Source organism: Streptomyces sp. NPDC090741, assembly GCF_044769045.1.
In the GTDB taxonomy this organism is placed as follows: domain Bacteria; phylum Actinomycetota; class Actinomycetes; order Streptomycetales; family Streptomycetaceae; genus Streptomyces.
This window is the reverse complement of sequence record NZ_JBIVXF010000003.1, coordinates 181,270-196,366: the sequence shown is the minus strand read 5'-3', so window position 1 is coordinate 196,366 and position 15,097 is coordinate 181,270. Positions and strand designations below refer to the sequence as shown.

14 protein-coding genes are annotated in these 15,097 nt (G+C 72.4%); 6 read left to right on the top strand and 8 right to left on the bottom strand.

Annotation, left to right across the window (positions count from 1 at the left end):
- The first annotated feature begins 13 nt into the window (after window positions 1-13).
- Window positions 14-1,087 (top strand): ATP-dependent DNA ligase, encoded by a 1,074-nt coding sequence (locus tag ACIQU4_RS10485; protein WP_403728021.1) that lies wholly within the window; start codon window positions 14-16, stop codon window positions 1,085-1,087.
- Here ACIQU4_RS10485 and ACIQU4_RS10480 read toward each other — a convergent pair.
- Together ACIQU4_RS10480 and ACIQU4_RS10475 are read right to left on the bottom strand one after the other, a co-directional pair.
- Window positions 1,045-2,472, bottom strand: coding sequence for an NAD(P)/FAD-dependent oxidoreductase (locus ACIQU4_RS10480; protein WP_403728019.1), 1,428 nt, complete (start codon window positions 2,470-2,472; stop codon window positions 1,045-1,047). The two genes, ACIQU4_RS10485 and ACIQU4_RS10480, sit on opposite strands and share 43 nt — an antisense overlap.
- Before the next feature lie 104 nt (window positions 2,473-2,576).
- Window positions 2,577-3,587: an NAD(P)/FAD-dependent oxidoreductase gene (locus ACIQU4_RS10475; RefSeq protein WP_403728017.1), complete on the bottom strand. Its 1,011-nt coding sequence runs from the start codon at window positions 3,585-3,587 to the stop codon at window positions 2,577-2,579.
- Window positions 3,588-3,733: 146 nt separating this feature from the next.
- On the opposite strand from ACIQU4_RS10475, the gene ACIQU4_RS10470 reads away from it, so the two are divergent.
- Window positions 3,734-4,006 carry a DUF6400 family protein gene (locus ACIQU4_RS10470; RefSeq protein ID WP_403728015.1) on the top strand — a complete coding sequence of 91 codons (273 nt, stop codon included), beginning with the start codon at window positions 3,734-3,736 and terminating at the stop codon, window positions 4,004-4,006.
- A complete protein-coding gene (locus ACIQU4_RS10465; protein WP_403728014.1) occupies window positions 3,993-4,253 on the top strand; it encodes a hypothetical protein in 261 nt (86 codons plus the stop codon). The genes ACIQU4_RS10470 and ACIQU4_RS10465 overlap by 14 nt, the downstream gene beginning before the upstream one ends.
- Before the next feature lie 13 nt (window positions 4,254-4,266).
- Here the strand turns inward: ACIQU4_RS10465 and ACIQU4_RS10460 are convergent, their stop codons facing one another.
- The 3 genes from ACIQU4_RS10460 to ACIQU4_RS10450 form a co-directional block, all read right to left on the bottom strand.
- Complete coding sequence (locus tag ACIQU4_RS10460; RefSeq protein WP_403728013.1) at window positions 4,267-6,381, bottom strand: MDR family MFS transporter; 2,115 nt, start codon at window positions 6,379-6,381, stop codon at window positions 4,267-4,269.
- A gap of 51 nt (window positions 6,382-6,432) precedes the next feature.
- On the bottom strand, window positions 6,433-7,788 hold the full coding sequence (locus tag ACIQU4_RS10455) for a 6-phospho-beta-glucosidase (RefSeq protein WP_403728012.1): 1,356 nt from the start codon (window positions 7,786-7,788) through the stop codon (window positions 6,433-6,435).
- Between the two features lie 119 nt (window positions 7,789-7,907).
- Window positions 7,908-8,780, bottom strand: a complete 873-nt coding sequence (locus tag ACIQU4_RS10450; protein WP_403728010.1) for a helix-turn-helix domain-containing protein — start codon at window positions 8,778-8,780, stop codon at window positions 7,908-7,910.
- Between the two features lie 335 nt (window positions 8,781-9,115).
- Between ACIQU4_RS10450 and ACIQU4_RS10445 the strand changes: the two genes are divergently transcribed.
- The 3 genes from ACIQU4_RS10445 (at window position 9,116) to ACIQU4_RS10435 (ending at window position 11,590) form a co-directional block, all read left to right on the top strand.
- On the top strand, window positions 9,116-9,781 hold the full coding sequence (locus ACIQU4_RS10445; protein WP_030162198.1) for a helix-turn-helix transcriptional regulator: 666 nt from the start codon (window positions 9,116-9,118) through the stop codon (window positions 9,779-9,781).
- Window positions 9,782-9,848: 67 nt separating this feature from the next.
- Entirely contained in the window at window positions 9,849-10,406 is a 558-nt protein-coding gene (locus ACIQU4_RS10440; protein ID WP_119094920.1) for a toxin-antitoxin system, toxin component, read from the top strand.
- On the top strand, window positions 10,403-11,590 hold the full coding sequence (locus tag ACIQU4_RS10435) for an MAB_1171c family putative transporter (RefSeq protein WP_403728008.1): 1,188 nt from the start codon (window positions 10,403-10,405) through the stop codon (window positions 11,588-11,590). The genes ACIQU4_RS10440 and ACIQU4_RS10435 overlap by 4 nt, the downstream gene beginning before the upstream one ends.
- A gap of 74 nt (window positions 11,591-11,664) precedes the next feature.
- Here the strand turns inward: ACIQU4_RS10435 and ACIQU4_RS10430 are convergent, their stop codons facing one another.
- The 3 genes from ACIQU4_RS10430 to metG all read right to left on the bottom strand — a co-directional run bounded on the left by ACIQU4_RS10430 (window position 11,665) and on the right by metG (window position 15,021).
- The gene (locus ACIQU4_RS10430; RefSeq protein ID WP_403728006.1) at window positions 11,665-12,444 is read right to left on the bottom strand and encodes a hypothetical protein; all 780 of its coding nucleotides are present in this window, start codon (window positions 12,442-12,444) and stop codon (window positions 11,665-11,667) included.
- A gap of 82 nt (window positions 12,445-12,526) precedes the next feature.
- Window positions 12,527-13,111, bottom strand: coding sequence for a hypothetical protein (locus ACIQU4_RS10425; RefSeq protein ID WP_403728004.1), 585 nt, complete (start codon window positions 13,109-13,111; stop codon window positions 12,527-12,529).
- Window positions 13,112-13,305: 194 nt separating this feature from the next.
- A complete protein-coding gene (gene metG / locus ACIQU4_RS10420) occupies window positions 13,306-15,021 on the bottom strand; it encodes a methionine--tRNA ligase (protein WP_403728002.1) in 1,716 nt (571 codons plus the stop codon).
- Window positions 15,022-15,097: the final 76 nt, after the last annotated feature.

Sequence of the window (15,097 nt, the reverse complement as noted above, 5' to 3'; positions counted from 1 at the left end):
CAGAATCTAAGACATGGATCTGCCCGTGATGCCGCCCGTGAAGCCGATGCTCGCCAAGTCGGTGGCCAAGATCCCACCGGGCATGCAGTACGAGGCCAAATGGGACGGCTTCCGGGCCATCGTGCACCGCGACGGCGACGAGGTGGAGATCGGCAGCCGCACCGGCAAGACCCTGACCCGGTACTTTCCCGAGCTGGTGACCGCGCTGAAGGACAACCTGCCGGCCCGCTGCGTGGTGGACGGTGAGATCGTCATCGTTCACGGCGGGCGGCTGGACTTCGACCGGCTGACCGAGCGGATCCATCCCGCGCAGTCCCGTGTCGACATGCTGGCGCGGACGACCCCCGCCAGCTTCGTCGCCTTCGATCTGCTCGCGCTCGGCGACGAGGGGCTCCTCGACACCCCGCTCGCCGACCGCCGCAACGCCCTCACCGAAGCCCTGTCCACCGCTCGGCCCCCCGTTCACCTCGCGCCCGCGACCACCGACCCCGCGCTCGCGCAGGAGTGGTTCGAGCGGTTCGAGGGCGCCGGGCTCGACGGGGTGGTCGCCAAACCGCTCGATCTCCCCTACCGGCCCGATGCCCGTCTCATGTTCAAGATCAAGCACGAGCGTACGGCCGACCTCGTCATCGCGGGTTTCCGTTTCCACAAGAGCGGTCCGATTGTCGGATCGCTGCTCCTGGGCCTGTACGACGCCCACGGCGCCCTCCAGCACGTGGGGGTCTGCGCCGCCTTCCCGATGAAGCGCCGCGCCGAGCTGGTGGACGAGCTCGCACCGCTGCGGATGGACGACACCACCGGGCACCCCTGGGCCGCCTGGGCCGAGGAGTCCGCGCACGAGAGCGCCCGGCTGCCCGGCGCGCAGAGCCGCTGGACCGGCAAGAAGGACCTCTCCTGGGTGCCGCTGCGCCCCGAGCGCGTCTGCGAGGTCGCCTACGACCACATGGAGGGCGACCGCTTCCGGCACACGGCCCAGTTCCGCCGCTGGCGGCCCGACCGCGAACCGCAGAGCTGTACGTACGCCCAGCTCGAAGAGGTCGTCGGCTACGACCTCGCCGATGTCCTCGGCCCGACCGCCGGGTCGTAGATCAGCCTCTCCCACTCCTCCCGGTCCGGCCCCACCGCGTGCGGCGCGTACCCGGGCCGGGCCGCCAGCCAGCGCTCCACCCGGGCTCGCACCTGCGGGTCCGCGTACGCCCGCTCCGGCGGCTCGGCCAGGTGCCGCACCCGCGCCCGGGCCCGCATCACCTCGGGGTCCTCCAGCGCGCACTCGAACAGCGCGGCCACCACGCGCGCCGAGTCCGTCCGCCGCCCGGCCCGCGTCGCGAACCGCTCGCCGATGGCCGCGTCCGCCGCCACCTGGAAGTCGAACCACGGCTTCAGGGTCCGCACGGCCCACGCGTGGTACGCAGCGGCGAACCGCACCGACCCCGCGTCCTGGTGCGCCGTACGGGCCACCCGGCTCGCGGCCCACAGCGCCAGCGAGGTGCCCTGCCCCAGCGTCGGGTTGGTGTGCGCGATCGCGTCCCCGACCGGCACCAGTCCGGTCGCCACCGGCCCCCGCTCGTCGACCAGCGCGCTCCACCGGTTGTCCAGGCTCGCCGTGGCCAGTACGCCCGACAGCGGTTCGGCGCCCAGCTCCAGCCAGGCCGCACCCGGCGGAAAGGCGCGCGCGGCGGCCTCGAACACGGCGGGATCGCGCAGCGCGGAGCGAGTGGTGTCCTGGGTGTGGACGAACAGGGTCACGGCGAACAGCCGGTTGTCGGCCGGGAAGACGGCGCACCCGGCGAAGGCGCCGCCGGTCACCGCCCAGGGCCGGCGCGGCCCCTCCTCCATCCCCTCTGGCAGCCGGTACCAGCGGCAGAAGTACGCCAGCCCCGTGCGGTGCCGTTCCACGACGGCCGGCCGGCAGCCCGCCGCGGGCAGCAGTCGCTCGACGCCGCCGCGCCGCCCGCCCGCGTCCACGACGAGGTCCCCCGCGTACGCACCGGCCTGCGTGGTCACGCCCCGCACGCGTACGGCGGAGCCCCTCGGCTCGGCCAGCAGCCCGGTCACCGGCTCCCCGTGGTGCATGACGGCCCCCGGTTCCGCGCGCAGCGCGGTGGCCAGAGCACTCTCCAGCACGATGCGCCGGGCCTGGAGCATCACCAGGTCCTCGTCGCCGGGCCGCTCCGGCGGGCGTACGTCGAACCAGTCCAGCTCGTGCCGCTCGCGGGCCCCGAGCCGCAGCATCTCCGCGTGGACGTCGGGCAGTTCCTGCCGCAGGACGGTACGGGCCGCGCCGAGCAGGGCGTGCGGCTGCGCGGCCTGCGGGACGCCCGGCCGGTGCCATCCGAAGAAGTCCCGGTCGAGCGCGGCACCGGGTGCGCGCGTATCGCGCTCGAACAGTTCGGCGGTGTGTCCGTACCGCGCCGCGAGCAGCGCGGTCGCCAGCCCTCCGACACCTCCGCCGATGACCAGCACATGTGCCATTGCAAGCCCCCCGAGCCTCTGAGCCGATGAACGGTACGAAGATCAGACTGCTCAGAGCCTGCACGGGCCCGCCCTGACCGAAACCCGCACACCTGTCCGACGGGCTACGCCCCGCCCGCGCTCCCCCGGGCGGCGCGGTGGGCTTCGAGGGCCCGCCGGCCCTCCTCCTCGATCAGGTCGGTGTTGATCGCCACGGCCGCGCGGACCCCGGCCGCGGCCGCCCCGGCCAGCTGCTCCATGGGGCCGGCCACGTTCCCGGCGGCCCAGACGCCGCGCAGCGCGGTGGCCCCGCTCACCGGATCGGCCTCCAGACAGGTGCCGATCGCCGCTCCGGCCCGCTCCACGGTGGCGACGGGCAGCCCGAGGCCGGCCGCAACCCCGGCGCGGGCGGTGAACCTCGGGGCCACCACGAGCGCCGTGCACGCCACGGCCGCGCCACCGGCCAGGACCACCCCGGCCAGCCGGTCGTCGGCGATGTCGAGGCCGGTCACCTCGCCCTCCGCCACCGCGACACCGAGTGCGGACAGCAGCTCCCGCTCCTCGTCGGTGAGCCGCCGGGTGTGGGTCAGCAGGGTCACGCGGTCGGTCCAGTTCCGCCACATCTGCGCCTGGTGCACGGCGAGCGGGCCGGTGGCCAGCACCGCGACCGGCTCGTCGCGGACCTCCCAGCCGTGGCAGTACGGGCAGTGCAGCACGTCCCGCCCCCAGCGCTCCCGGAGCCCCGGCAGCTCCGGCAGCTCGTCCACCAGCCCGGTGGCGATCAGCAGCCGGCCGGCCCGGACCGCGGACCCGTCGGCGCACCGCACGAGGAAGCCGCCGCCGGGCAGCCGGTCGGCGGCGAGCGCGGTGCCGGCCGCCCCGGAACGGATCTCGCCCCCGTACCCGGTGACCTCGGCCCGCCCCACGGCCAGCAGCTCCGCAGGACTCGCCCCGTCCCGGCCCAGGTAGCCGTGCAGGTGAGCGGCGGGAGCGTTGCGCGGGCTGCCGGAATCCAGCACCAGCAGCGAACGGCGGGCCCGGGCCAGGGTCAGCGCCCCCGCGAGTCCGGCGGTCCCGCCGCCCACGACCACCACGTCGAAAGAGCTCGTCAGCGTGTTGTCCCTTGCGTTGTCCATACCGCCGAGGGTGTGGCCCGCCCAGCCGCTCGGCAAAATCTGTTGCCGAACCGGCAAAGGGAACGGTGACCCCCGCCGAACGGCCGGCTGTGACATCTCCCACCCCCTCTTGCCACGGGAAGGAAGGCATACCTAAGTTCTGACGTATGGCCCCACACCATCCCACACCCCCCACCGAACCGGGCACCCCCGAGCTGGTCGACTTCACCGTCGACCTCACCGCTCAGGAGGTCCTCCGGCGGGCCCAGGTCATGGCCGCCCTCGGCCCCGACTGGGACCCGATCGAGGTTCTGCGCGGTGAGGAGGCGGCGTACGACCTGCTGTACTCCGGCCTCGACGCCGAGCAGCAGCGCGTCTACGACGGCCTGGTCGCCGCCGGCGTGCTCGCCCCGCGCGGGGACGGCCATGCTGCCGCTTGACCCGCAGGCGGACCCCGGGCGACGCGCCTGGGTGGCCTGCCCGGGCTGCGACGACGCCCGCGGCTGTGCGCCCTGCGAGGAGCAGCGCACGTGCTCCGCGCACTGGCGCTACCTGCTCACCAACACCGGCAGCCTGCTGCACCTGCAGTGCCCGTCCTGCACCCACGTCTGGGTGCACGAGAGCGGCTTCGGCGCGACGCGTTCCCTGTGGAGCCGCATCACCAGCGGCCGGTCGGCCGGACTGTGACCGCGGTCGCGGGTCACAGCCCCGCCGGGGCCTTCTGCCCGAAGTAGCCCTCGCTCAGGTCCTCCACGAGCAGCCGCTTCGCGATCGCGTCGGCCGCCGCCCGGAGTTCCTCGCTCCGCGGGCGGCCACGGTCCTTCTCCAGTTCGCCGCCGAGCCAGTCCCCCCACGCCTTCGAGAGGGTCGCCGCCTCCCGCTGCCCCGCCGGCGTCAGCGTGAAGAAGGCGCCCTCGCGCGTCAGGTACCCCTCCTGCTCCATCCGGTCGAAGACCGGCACCAGGACCTCCGGCGGCAGGGCGCGGCGCGAGGCGATGAGCCCGAGGCTCGCGTGGCCGACCGTACGGGTCATGATCTCCACCTGCATCACCGCCCACGCACCCGCGATGTCCAGCCGGGTGTCCGAGGCGTTCACGATCGCCCGCGCCGTCTCCGGTCCCATGTTCCGTACGAGCTTCCCGACCGCCAGCTCCAGCAGTTTGGCCGAATCGCCGGAGGCCGTGGCCGGTGAGGCGAAGCCGTCGCCCATGTCCGTCGACGCCGCGCGGGCGCTGTCGCGCAGCCGGACCTCCTTGAGGAAGAGCGCGACGACGAAGCCGATCCCGGCCACCGGCACCGTCCACAGGAACACCGTGTGCAGCGCGTGCGCGTAGGCCTCGACGATCGGGCCGGCCGCCGCCGGTTCGAGCGCGTGGACGCCCTGGGGGCTCTGGGCCGCCTTCGCCAGCTGCTCCGGATCGGCCCCGGTGGCCCGTGCGGCCTCCGCGACGGCCTTCTCCAGCGCGGGGCCCAGGGTGTTGGCGTAGATGGTCCCGAACACGGCGGTGCCGAACGAGCTGCCGAGCGTACGGAAGAACGTGACACCTGATGTGGCGGTGCCGAGGTCGGCGTAGTCCACGGTGTTCTGCACGGCGATCGTCAGGACCTGCATGCACAGGCCGATCCCGACACCGAGCACGAACATGTACAGCGATTCCAGCCAGGCGCTGGTGCCCGGGCCCATCCGCGACAGCAGGTACAGTCCGATCCCCATCACCAGGCAGCCGACGATGGGGAAGATCCGGTACCGCCCGGTCTGGCTGGTGACGTTGCCGCTGAAGACGGACGCGATCAGCAGGCCGATCACCAGCGGCAGGGTCCGTACGCCCGAGACCGTGGCCGAATCCCCGTCCACGAACTGCAGGTACGTCGGCAGGAAGATCATCGCGCCGAGCATGGCGAAGCCGACCACGAAGCTGAGCACCGAGCAGATCGTGAAGACCGGGTTCCCGAAGAGCCGCATCGGCAGCATCGGTTCCGCCGCCCGCGTCTCCACCAGGCAGAACAGCGCCAGGGCCAGTACGCCGAGCATGAACAGCCCGATGATCTTCGCGGAGCCCCAGGCGTACTCGTTCCCGCCCCAGCTGGTGGCCAGGATCAGGGCGCTGGAGCCCACGGCGACCAGGGCGATGCCCAGGTAGTCGATGCGGGTGCCCCCGGGCGCGCGGACCGAAGGGATCGTCCGGGCCGCCGCGACGACCACCAGGATCGCGATCGGGACGTTCACGTAGAACGCCCAGCGCCAGCTGAGGTGGTCGGTGAACAGCCCGCCGAGCAGAGGTCCGATGACGGTCGCGACCCCGAAGACGGCGCCGATCGCGCCCTGGTACTTGCCGCGTTCGCGCAGCGGGATCACGTCGGCGATCAGGGCCATGGAGGTGACCATGAGGCCGCCGGCGCCGATGCCCTGGACTCCCCGCCACAGGATGAGCAGGGACATGTTGCTCGCCAGGCCGCACAGGAACGAGCCGGTGATGAAGACGATCGCCGAGATCTGGAAGATCAGTTTCCGGCCGAAGAGGTCACCGAACTTGCCCACGAGCACCGTCGCGACGGTCTCCGCGAGCAGGTACGAGGTCACCACCCACGACATGTGCTCGCCGCCGCCGAGATCCGCCACGATCGTGGGCAGCGCGGTGCCGACGATCGTCTGGTCCAGGGCCGCGAGCAGCACCCCGAGCATGATCGTGCCGAAGATGATGTTGCGCCGCCGCCGGTCGAGCACGGGAGGCGCCGCGGCTGCGGGTGCGGCTGCGGCTTCGGCGGGGGCAGTGGTCACATCTCGCACTCTCACAGCGCCCCTGCCGCGCCGCATGCCCACCGGGCCGTACGGGGGACCCTGCCCGGCGGGCCGGCCGGGCAGGGATCAGCGCAGGTAGGCCAGGCCCGGGTGCTCGGCCGCGTACCCGTCCAGCAGCCGCCGGGCCACCCCGACCGAGTCCACCAGCGGGTGCAGCGCGAAGGCCTTGACGGCGTCCGCCCGGGAGCCGCTCGCGGCGGCCGCGAGCACCTCCCGCTCGACCGCCTTGACGGAGGTCACCAGGCCCACCGCGTGCAGCGGCAGCGGGTCCACGGCCATCGGGTGCGCCCCGTTCGCGTCGACCAGGCACGGCACCTCGATGACCGCCTGCGCGTCGAGCACGGACAGCACGCCGCGGCCCGGCACGTTGAGGATCAGCGTGGCCCGCTCGTCCCGCGCGATGGCCCGCATCAGCGCGAGCGCCACCTTCTCGTACCCGCCGGACTCCAGATCGCTCTCGTCGCGTTCACCCATGCCCGCCGCCTCGCGGTTCTCGGCCATGTACGTGGCCTCCCGCTCGGCCCGGGTCCGGTCCCAGGCGGCCAGCGCCGCCCCGGGCGCCTGGTCCGCCCGGCCCGCCTCGGCGTAGAACCCGCGCTGCTGGTCGCGCAGGAACGCCCCGCGGGTCTGCTTGGCCTCCGTGTAGGCCCGTACGGTGTCACGGTTGAAGTAGTAGTAGTGCAGGTACTCGTTCGGGATCGCGCCGAGGGAGCGCAGCCACTCGGCCCCGAACAGCCGGCCCTCCTCGAAGGACTCCAGCGCCTCGGTGTCGGCCAGCAGCCGCGGCAGTTCGTCGCGGCCGCCGATGCGCAGCCCGCGGACCCAGCCCAGGTGGTTGAGGCCGACGTAGTCGATCCAGGCCTCCTCGGGGCGGGCACCGAGCAGCCGGGCGATGCGCCGGCCGAGCCCCACCGGGGAATCGCAGATCCCGATCACCCGGTCGCCGAGCTGCTCGGCCATGGCCTCGGTGACCAGCCCGGCCGGGTTGGTGAAGTTGATGACCCAGGCCTCGGGGGCGATACGGGCCACCCGGCGGGCGATCTCCCGGGCGACCGGCACCGTCCGCAGGCCGTACGCGATCCCGCCCGCGCCGACCGTCTCCTGGCCCAGCACGCCCTCGGCCAGCGCGACCCGCTCGTCGGCGGCGCGCCCTTCGAGGCCGCCGACGCGGATGGCGGAGAAAACGAAGTCGGCCCCGCGCAGGGCCTCGTCGAGGTCCCCGGTGGCGGTGACGGCCGGGGCGTCGGGCACTGCGGAGGCGGCCGCCTGGTCCGCGAGCACCCGGGCCATGGCGCCGAGCCGGGCGGGGTCCTCGTCGTACAGGGTCACATGGGACACCCGGCCCTCGGCATGGTCGCCGAGGAGTGCACCGTAGACGAGCGGAACCCGGAATCCGCCCCCGCCGAGGATGGTCAGCCGCACGCCCTACCGCCCTTCGCCCGTGCCACGGTCGGTGCCACGATCCGTGGCATCCGATCCGCGGCACGCGATCGACCCTGCTGGAGGCCTCCAGTGTCCCCCGCGGAGGCCGGTCCCGGGGGCTAGTCCTCCAGCGACGGCACGGCGCGCAGCCGGGGCCCCTGGTGGAGCGGAGCGGTCGCGCCGCCCCGGACCGGGCCCGTCTCCGCGCCCTGCGGGGTCGACAGGATCATGGTGATCCGGGTGAGGCCCATCCCGTCGAGCATCCGGCTGGATTCGGCCACCATCCGGCAGCGCACGTGGCCCCAGCGCGGGTCCCAGTGGCGGACGGTCCGCACGGCCCCGTCGCGCTCGGCGGCGTCGGCCCCGTGGGTGCTCAGCCAGTGCGGCACCCCGTAGCGGTAGGCCGCCTCCATGAACGGATCGCGGGCCACCTCCTGGCGGATGCTGCTCAGGCCCTCGTCCTGCGGGGCCGCTGCGAGCGCGCCGGCGAACTGGGCCAGCAGCGGTACGCACCAGGCCGGTTCGTGGTCCTCCAGTACGGCCGCGGCGTCCGGGTGGAACAGCACGAAGCGCAGGAAGTTGTCGTCCGGCAGGGCCGTCGGATGCGGGCGCACCGACTGGAAGAGCTTGTCGAACGCCGAGTTGGTCAGCGCCACGTCCCAGCGGTGGTCCACCAGGAAGCTCGGGTACGGCACGGCCTCCATGAGCGCCGCGTAGTCGCACAGGTAGTCGCGCTGGGCGGGGTCCTGGGGCAGACGGCTCTCCTCGGCCGCGCGCCAGGTCGGCGGCGGGTCCCGGTCGACCATGACGCGGAAGAGCCAGAAGCACTGCCGCTCGCTCATCTCCAAGGCCTCGGCCAGGGCGAGCAGTTTGCGGTCGGTCCATTCCTTGACCAGGCCGCGTTCCCAGTTGCCGTAGGCGCGGACGCTGATGCGCAGCCGGGCGGCGAGGTCCTCCTGGCTCAGGCCCAGTTCCTCGCGCCGCTGGCGCAAAATCTCCTTGCGTCGCTCCGACCGCACTGCGCCGCGTGCGGACTCTTCGCCCGCAAGGCGCTCCTCACCGGCTCGGGCAAGCCCATCGGACGGGCCCACCGCTGCGAGATGTGGCACCGAGAGCTCCCCCTCTTCACGGTCTGGATCTTCAATTTCCTCTGGCGATCCTGCTACCGACTTCATTCGAGTGTCAACTATCGTGGCAATTCCAGCCTCTTGACAGCTCATTCCCGCCACAGCTGTGGCAAGTTCTGGCCCTGCGGCGGCTCCTCGGCTAGATTCCAAAAGCCGACCATGTGCCCGTACCGACCCGCCGCGATCTAGGAGAACCACTGGTGACAGACGGCTTCCCGGCTCCCGTCGCGGTGGCCAACGCGCCCCTGGCAGCCACCGTCACGCGCGTCGCCGAACTCGCGGGCAAGATGGGCCACGACCTGAACAAGGTCTTCGACCTGCGTCGCCTCTCCGAGGCCTCCGGCGTACCCGCCGACGTGGTCAGGTCCCTGCTGGACGGCCGGCCCGCAGTCGAGCCCTGCCTGCAGACGCGCTTCCTCCAGCGCCTCGACCTGCTCCGGCGCACCCGGCTGAAACCGAACGGACGCCGCTACACGCAGCAGGAGATCGCGGACGGCGCCGGCATGTCGCGCCAGCAGGCGGGCGCCCTGATCAACGGCGACCGCCGGCCCACCATGGAGCACTGCGACGCGATCCAGCGCTTCTTCGGCGTCCACGCCGGCTTCCTCACCGCGCACGACGCCGAGGCCCTCACCGACGCCCTCCAGCGGACCGAGCAGCAACTGCTCCAGGACTACGCGGGCCGCACGCGCGAAACCGTACCCGCCCCGGCGGCTTCGACCGGCGATCCGCTGGCAAGACTCCTGCAGAACCACGGAGTCCGCGGCATCGCCTGGCGCGCGGCCCAACTGCCCAGCGACAAACACCGGGACAAGGTGACCGAATGGCTGGACATGCTTCTCGAAAGCGTCAAACCGAATGAATGATGACCCAGTCGAGAGTCTGGGTCTGATCCTTGAGTCCTGATCCGGATCCGCGCCGACGGGGAGAACGGTGAGCATAGGCAGAGAGCAGCGCCGGTTGTGCGGCGAACTGGTGGCCGGGCTCCGGCTGACCGCGCCCGTGGAACCCGTGGACCTCTACGCCGCCCTCTGCGAGGGCATGAGCAGACACCGCGGCCGCCGGGTGGACTTCCGGATGGCCTCGTTCCCGCCGGGGACGGCCAGCGGCCTGTGGCTCGACATGGCGGACCGCGATCTGGTGGTCATCGAGGAACGCACCGCACCCGACCACCAGCTGGTCATCCTGGGCCACGAGCTGTGGCACATGAAGGCCGGCCACTGCAGCCACCACGTCGACGGAGCCGCCGTCGCCGCCCGGCTGCTGTCCGACGGGGCCGACCTCGGTGAGACCGTCCGGTCCGTCGCCGCGCGCACGCGCGCCGACGTCTCGGAGGAGACCGAGGCGGAGACGTTCGGTTTACTGCTGGGCAGCCGGTGCCGGACCTGGCTCGCCGGGTCCGCGAGCCATCGGGCGCCCGCACAGCGTGATCAGTTGGCGGGCCGCATCGAGGCCTCGCTCGGATACCGGGGGCACAGGAACGACCGTTGAACGGCCAGGACTACTACATACCGGCAGCCGCCCTGGCGGTCTCACTCGCCTTCAAGCTGCCGGCGCTACGGCACAACTGGCGCGACCCGCTCCTGCGGTCGGTCTGCGCCCTGCTGGTCCTGGCCGGGTCGGTGTTCACCTTCGCCGCCCCGCCCACCATCGAGGCGGTCAACGAGTGGACCGGCATCACCAACGTCTCCGCCCCCCTCGTCTACTGCCTGATCACCCTGTTCAGCGCCGCCTGCCTGGTGCTCATCGTGAACTGGCGCGGTGGCCCGCCCGAAGTGACCCGGCGCATCTCGCGCCGCTGGATGCTCGGCTACGGCGGGGTCGTCGTGGTGCTGGTGGTCCTCTTCGCGCTCGGCCACAGCCCGGTCGAACGGCTGCGCGACTTCGACACGTACTACGCCAACACCCCCTACATCCAGCAGATGATCGCCCTCTACCTGACGGCGCACCTGGTGGCGGCCGTCGTGATGGTCGCCATGTGCTGGCGCTGGTCCCTCCAGGTGCACGGCTGGCTGCGGATCGGCCTGATGATCATCGTCTCGGGCTACGTCTTCAACCTCAGCTACGACGCCACCAAGATCTCCGCGGTCGTCGCCCGCTGGCTCGGCCACGACCTCGACGACCTGAGCACCTACATCGCCCCGCCGCTCGCCTCCGTCGGCGCGCTGATCAGCGCGATCGGCTTCGTCCTGCCCCTGCTGTGCCAGCGGCTGTCCGACAGCTGGCAGACCTGGACGACGTACCGGCGCCTCGGCGCGCTCTGGCACGAGGTGCAGATCGGCGCCCCCAGCGGCACGCCCTGCGTGCAGATGTCCTGGTGGGCCCCGGCGGAACTGCGGGTGATCCAGCGCGAGTCGGACATCCACGACGGATTCCTGCACCTCGGCCCGTACTTCGACCCCGGCCGCCGCGAGGACGCGTACGCGCGGGCCCTCGCGGCGGGGGCGGAGGAGGAGACGGCGCGGGCGGTCGCCGACGCGGCGATGGTCGCGGCCGCCGTCCAGGCCCGCTCGGCGGACCCCGAGGGCGCGGTCATCGGGGCGAGCGACGAGAGCGTCCTCGACACCCTCGGAGGGCCGCGCGACCTCGTACGGATCTCGCACGCGCTGCGGCATTCGCCGGTGGTGGCGGCCGTACGGCGGCAGGTGGCGCTGTCGGGGAGCGGACCGGCCTGAGCCGGCCGTCCGCCGGCGCCCCCCGCCCGCGCCCCGCCCGCGCCCCGCTGGCGCCCGCCAGCGGCCTCAGGGGGTCAGCGCTCGGCCGCGGCCAGCGCCACCTTCGGGAACAGGTCCTGGAACGGGCCCGCGGAATCGATTCCGTCCCGGCCGTAGGGTGCGTCGAAGCTCCACACCATGAACAGCAGGAACACGATCAGCGCGCTGAACAGCCCCGCCAGCAGCAGCTCCCGCCCCGACCGGCGGATCTGCAGGGTGAAGATCAGCCCCACCGTGACCACTCCGCCGACCAGCAGCCCGAACCACACCACGCCCGGCAGGGTGGACTCGTCGGCCTGCATGCGCGAGTGCCGGGCGTCGTCGGCGGCCGCGATGTGGTCCAGCAGCGGCTGGTAGGCCTGCGCCTGGAGCTCGTTCGCCGGGCTCTGGTGGGTCACGTCGGTGCGCAGCTTGCCGAGCAGGTCGGCGCCCTGGGACGAGGCGCCCTGGCCGGAGGTGAGCAGCGGCCAGTCCACGGCGACGGTGTGGGAGACGTACGCGTCGACCTCGCCGCGGATCCGGTCACGGACGGGGGTCGCGTAGACGTCGGCGCGCTGGGTGACCTCGTACAGCGACTGGGCCTCGCGGCGCACGCTGTCCTCGGCGGCGCCGCGCGCCTCCCAGACGCCGGCGATGGCCAGGCCGAGCACGATCGCGTAGACCACGCCCACCATCATCGTCATGTACTCGATGACGTCGGGGGTTTCGCTGGTGTCCTCGTCCTCCGCGACCCGGCGGTGCCGGAGCGCGGTGCAGGCGAGGACGAGGGCGCAGACGAGCGCCATGGCGACGGCCAGGACCAGCCATTCGGACACGAGGGTTCTCCCGTTGGTGGATCGGTGGGTCGGTGGATCAGTGGATCGGTAGGTCGGTGGGTCGGTGCAGGGGTGGTCGGACTCAGCGACGGCTCTTGGAGCGCGGCCGCAGCGCGGCGGCGGCGAGCACGGCCGGGGTGGTGACGACGACCATGAGCATCACGGTGGACATTCCGCCCGGGCGGCGCCGCTCCAGGGCGATCGAGTGGTACGGGCGCACGTGGAAGGCGCCGGCGGGCGCGGCCGCGGCTGCGGCCCGGGGCGGGGCAGGCGCCTGGGCCGGGGCCGGCTCGGCAACGGCCCCGGGCTCCGGCGCGGGTGGCACGGGCTGCGGCTCCCCGGCCCCGGCCTTCGCCGTCGGCCCGGGCGGCTCCGCCCCGGGGGCCGTGGCAGCCGGTGCGGGCCCCCGCCCCGGGTGGTGCACGGTCGGCCGCTCGGCGCCGGGCACGAGCACCCGTACGGGAGGCCGGACCGCGGGCTCCACGGCGGGCGGGGGTACGGCGGCGGGCGGCCGCGGCTGCCCGGCCGGGACGCAGACGTCGAGCCGGGCCCCGTGGCCGCGGAGGGGGACGGGGCCGGTGCCGTCGTCCGCGACGGCCACATGGCCGTACAGCGGGCACAGCGCCGCCACCATGCCTGCTCCGGCGAGGTACTGCCAAGCCGTCACCGCGCGTCCTCCCGTTGTGAGGTTTCGGCTGAAGAAACGATCACAACGGCGCTTCGATACGCCGCAGACGCGTCAAGATCTTCGGGGGAGGGGTGACTTCAAGCCATCGGTACCGAGGACGGGAGCGCCGACATCGAACATGACGAAGGGGCGCGACCCCGGAAGGTCGCGCCCCTTGGCCCTGGCAGGGAGCGTCAGGCGGTTTCGGTGCCGCCGAAGCGCTCGCGGTAGGACTCCAGGTCCTCCTCGGCGATCCGCGCGAAGAGCACCGGCGGCACGGTGAACGGCGTACCCGCCGGGACCGCGTCCAGCGACTTGGCCTGCTCCGGGCTGATCCACGTCGCCGTGTCGTCGGCCAGCGCGAACGAGGAGCGCATGGTGCGCGCCGAGGCCGGGATGAACGGCTCCGAGACCACCGAGTAGAGGTGGATCAGGTTCATCGCGGTGCGCAGCGTGAGCGCCGCGCCGTCCAGGTCGGTCTTGACCTCCAGCCAGGGGGCCTTCTCGTCGAGGTAGGCGTTGCCGGCGGACCACAGGGCACGCAGCGCGGCCGCGGCCTTGCGGTACTGGAGGGAGTCCATGTGGCCCTCGTACTCGGCCAGCAGCTCGGCGATCTGCTCGCCCAACTTGGCCTCGACCTCGCCGGCCGGGCTGCCGGCCGGGACCTCGTCGCCGAACTTCTTGCGGGAGAAGGTCAGCACGCGGTTGACGAAGTTGCCGAGGGTGCCGCCGAGGTCCTTGTTGACCGTGGTGGTGAAGTGCTCCCACGTGAAGGACGAGTCGTCGGACTCGGGGGCGTTGGCGATGAGGAAGTAGCGCCAGAAGTCGGCCGGGAGGATCTCCAGCGCCTGGTCGGTGAAGACGCCGCGCTTCTGCGAGGTGGAGAACTTGCCGCCGTAGTACGTCAGCCAGTTGAAGGCCTTGACGTAGTCGACCTTCTTCCACGGCTCGCGGGTGCCGATCTCGGTGGCCGGGAACATCACCGTGTGGAACGGGACGTTGTCCTTGGCCATGAACTGCGTGTACCGCACGTCCTCGGCCTCGTACCACCACGCCTTGTGGTCGCGGTTGGCCGGGTCGGCGTCCGCCCACTCCTTGGTGGAGGCGATGTACTCGATCGGCGCGTCGAACCAGACGTAGAAGACCTTGCCGTCGGCGGCCAGTTCGGGCCAGGTGTCGGCCGGTACCGGCACGCCCCAGTCCAGGTCGCGGGTGATGGCGCGGTCGTGCAGGCCCTCGGTCAGCCACTTGCGGGCGATGGAGGAAGCCAGCTGCGGCCACTCCTCCTCGTGCTCCGCGACCCAGGCCTCGACCTCGTGCTGCAGCTTGGACTGGAGGAGGAAGAGGTGCTTGGTCTCGCGTACCTCCAGCTCGGTGGAGCCGGAGATCGCCGAGCGGGGCTCGATCAGGTCCGTGGGGTCCAGGACGCGGGTGCAGTTCTCGCACTGGTCGCCGCGGGCCTTGTCGTAGCCGCAGTGCGGACAGGTGCCCTCGACGTAGCGGTCCGGCAGGAAGCGGCCGTCGACCGGCGAGTAGACCTGCCGGATCGCGCGCTCCTCGATGAACCCGTTCTTCTGCAGCTGCCGCGCGAAGTGCTGGGTGATCTCGGCGTTCTGCTGCGAGGAGCTGCGGCCGAAGTAGTCGAAGGACAGCTCGAAGCCGTCGTAGACCGCCTTCTGGGCGTCGTGGGCCTGCGCGCAGAACTCGGCGACGGAGAGGCCGGCCTCCTTCGCGGCGAGCTCGGCGGGGGTGCCGTGCTCGTCGGTGGCGCAGATGTAGAGGACGTCGTGGCCGCGCTGGCGGAGGTACCGGGAGTACACATCCGCCGGAAGCATCGACCCGACCATGTTGCCCAGGTGCTTGATCCCGTTGATGTAGGGAAGCGCGCTGGTGATCAGGTGTCGAGCCATCCTCGGATGCTCCATTTCATATATGCGGTGACAACGTGACGTGACGGATTGTGATGCGGTTCATCGTATCGAACCG

Excerpts from the sequence above, each read along its gene's own strand:
- ACIQU4_RS10475 (WP_403728017.1), bottom strand. The coding sequence starts at position 3,587 with ATGGACAACGCAAGGGACAACACGCTGACGAGCTCTTTCGACGTGGTG.
- ACIQU4_RS10460 (WP_403728013.1), bottom strand. The coding sequence starts at position 6,381 with ATGCGGCGCGGCAGGGGCGCTGTGAGAGTGCGAGATGTGACCACTGCC.
- metG (WP_403728002.1), bottom strand. The coding sequence starts at position 15,021 with ATGGCTCGACACCTGATCACCAGCGCGCTTCCCTACATCAACGGGATC.
- ACIQU4_RS10485 (WP_403728021.1), top strand. The coding sequence starts at position 14 with ATGGATCTGCCCGTGATGCCGCCCGTGAAGCCGATGCTCGCCAAGTCG.
- ACIQU4_RS10480 (WP_403728019.1), bottom strand. The coding sequence starts at position 2,472 with ATGGCACATGTGCTGGTCATCGGCGGAGGTGTCGGAGGGCTGGCGACC.
- ACIQU4_RS10465 (WP_403728014.1), top strand. The coding sequence starts at position 3,993 with ATGCTGCCGCTTGACCCGCAGGCGGACCCCGGGCGACGCGCCTGGGTG.
- ACIQU4_RS10470 (WP_403728015.1), top strand. The coding sequence starts at position 3,734 with ATGGCCCCACACCATCCCACACCCCCCACCGAACCGGGCACCCCCGAG.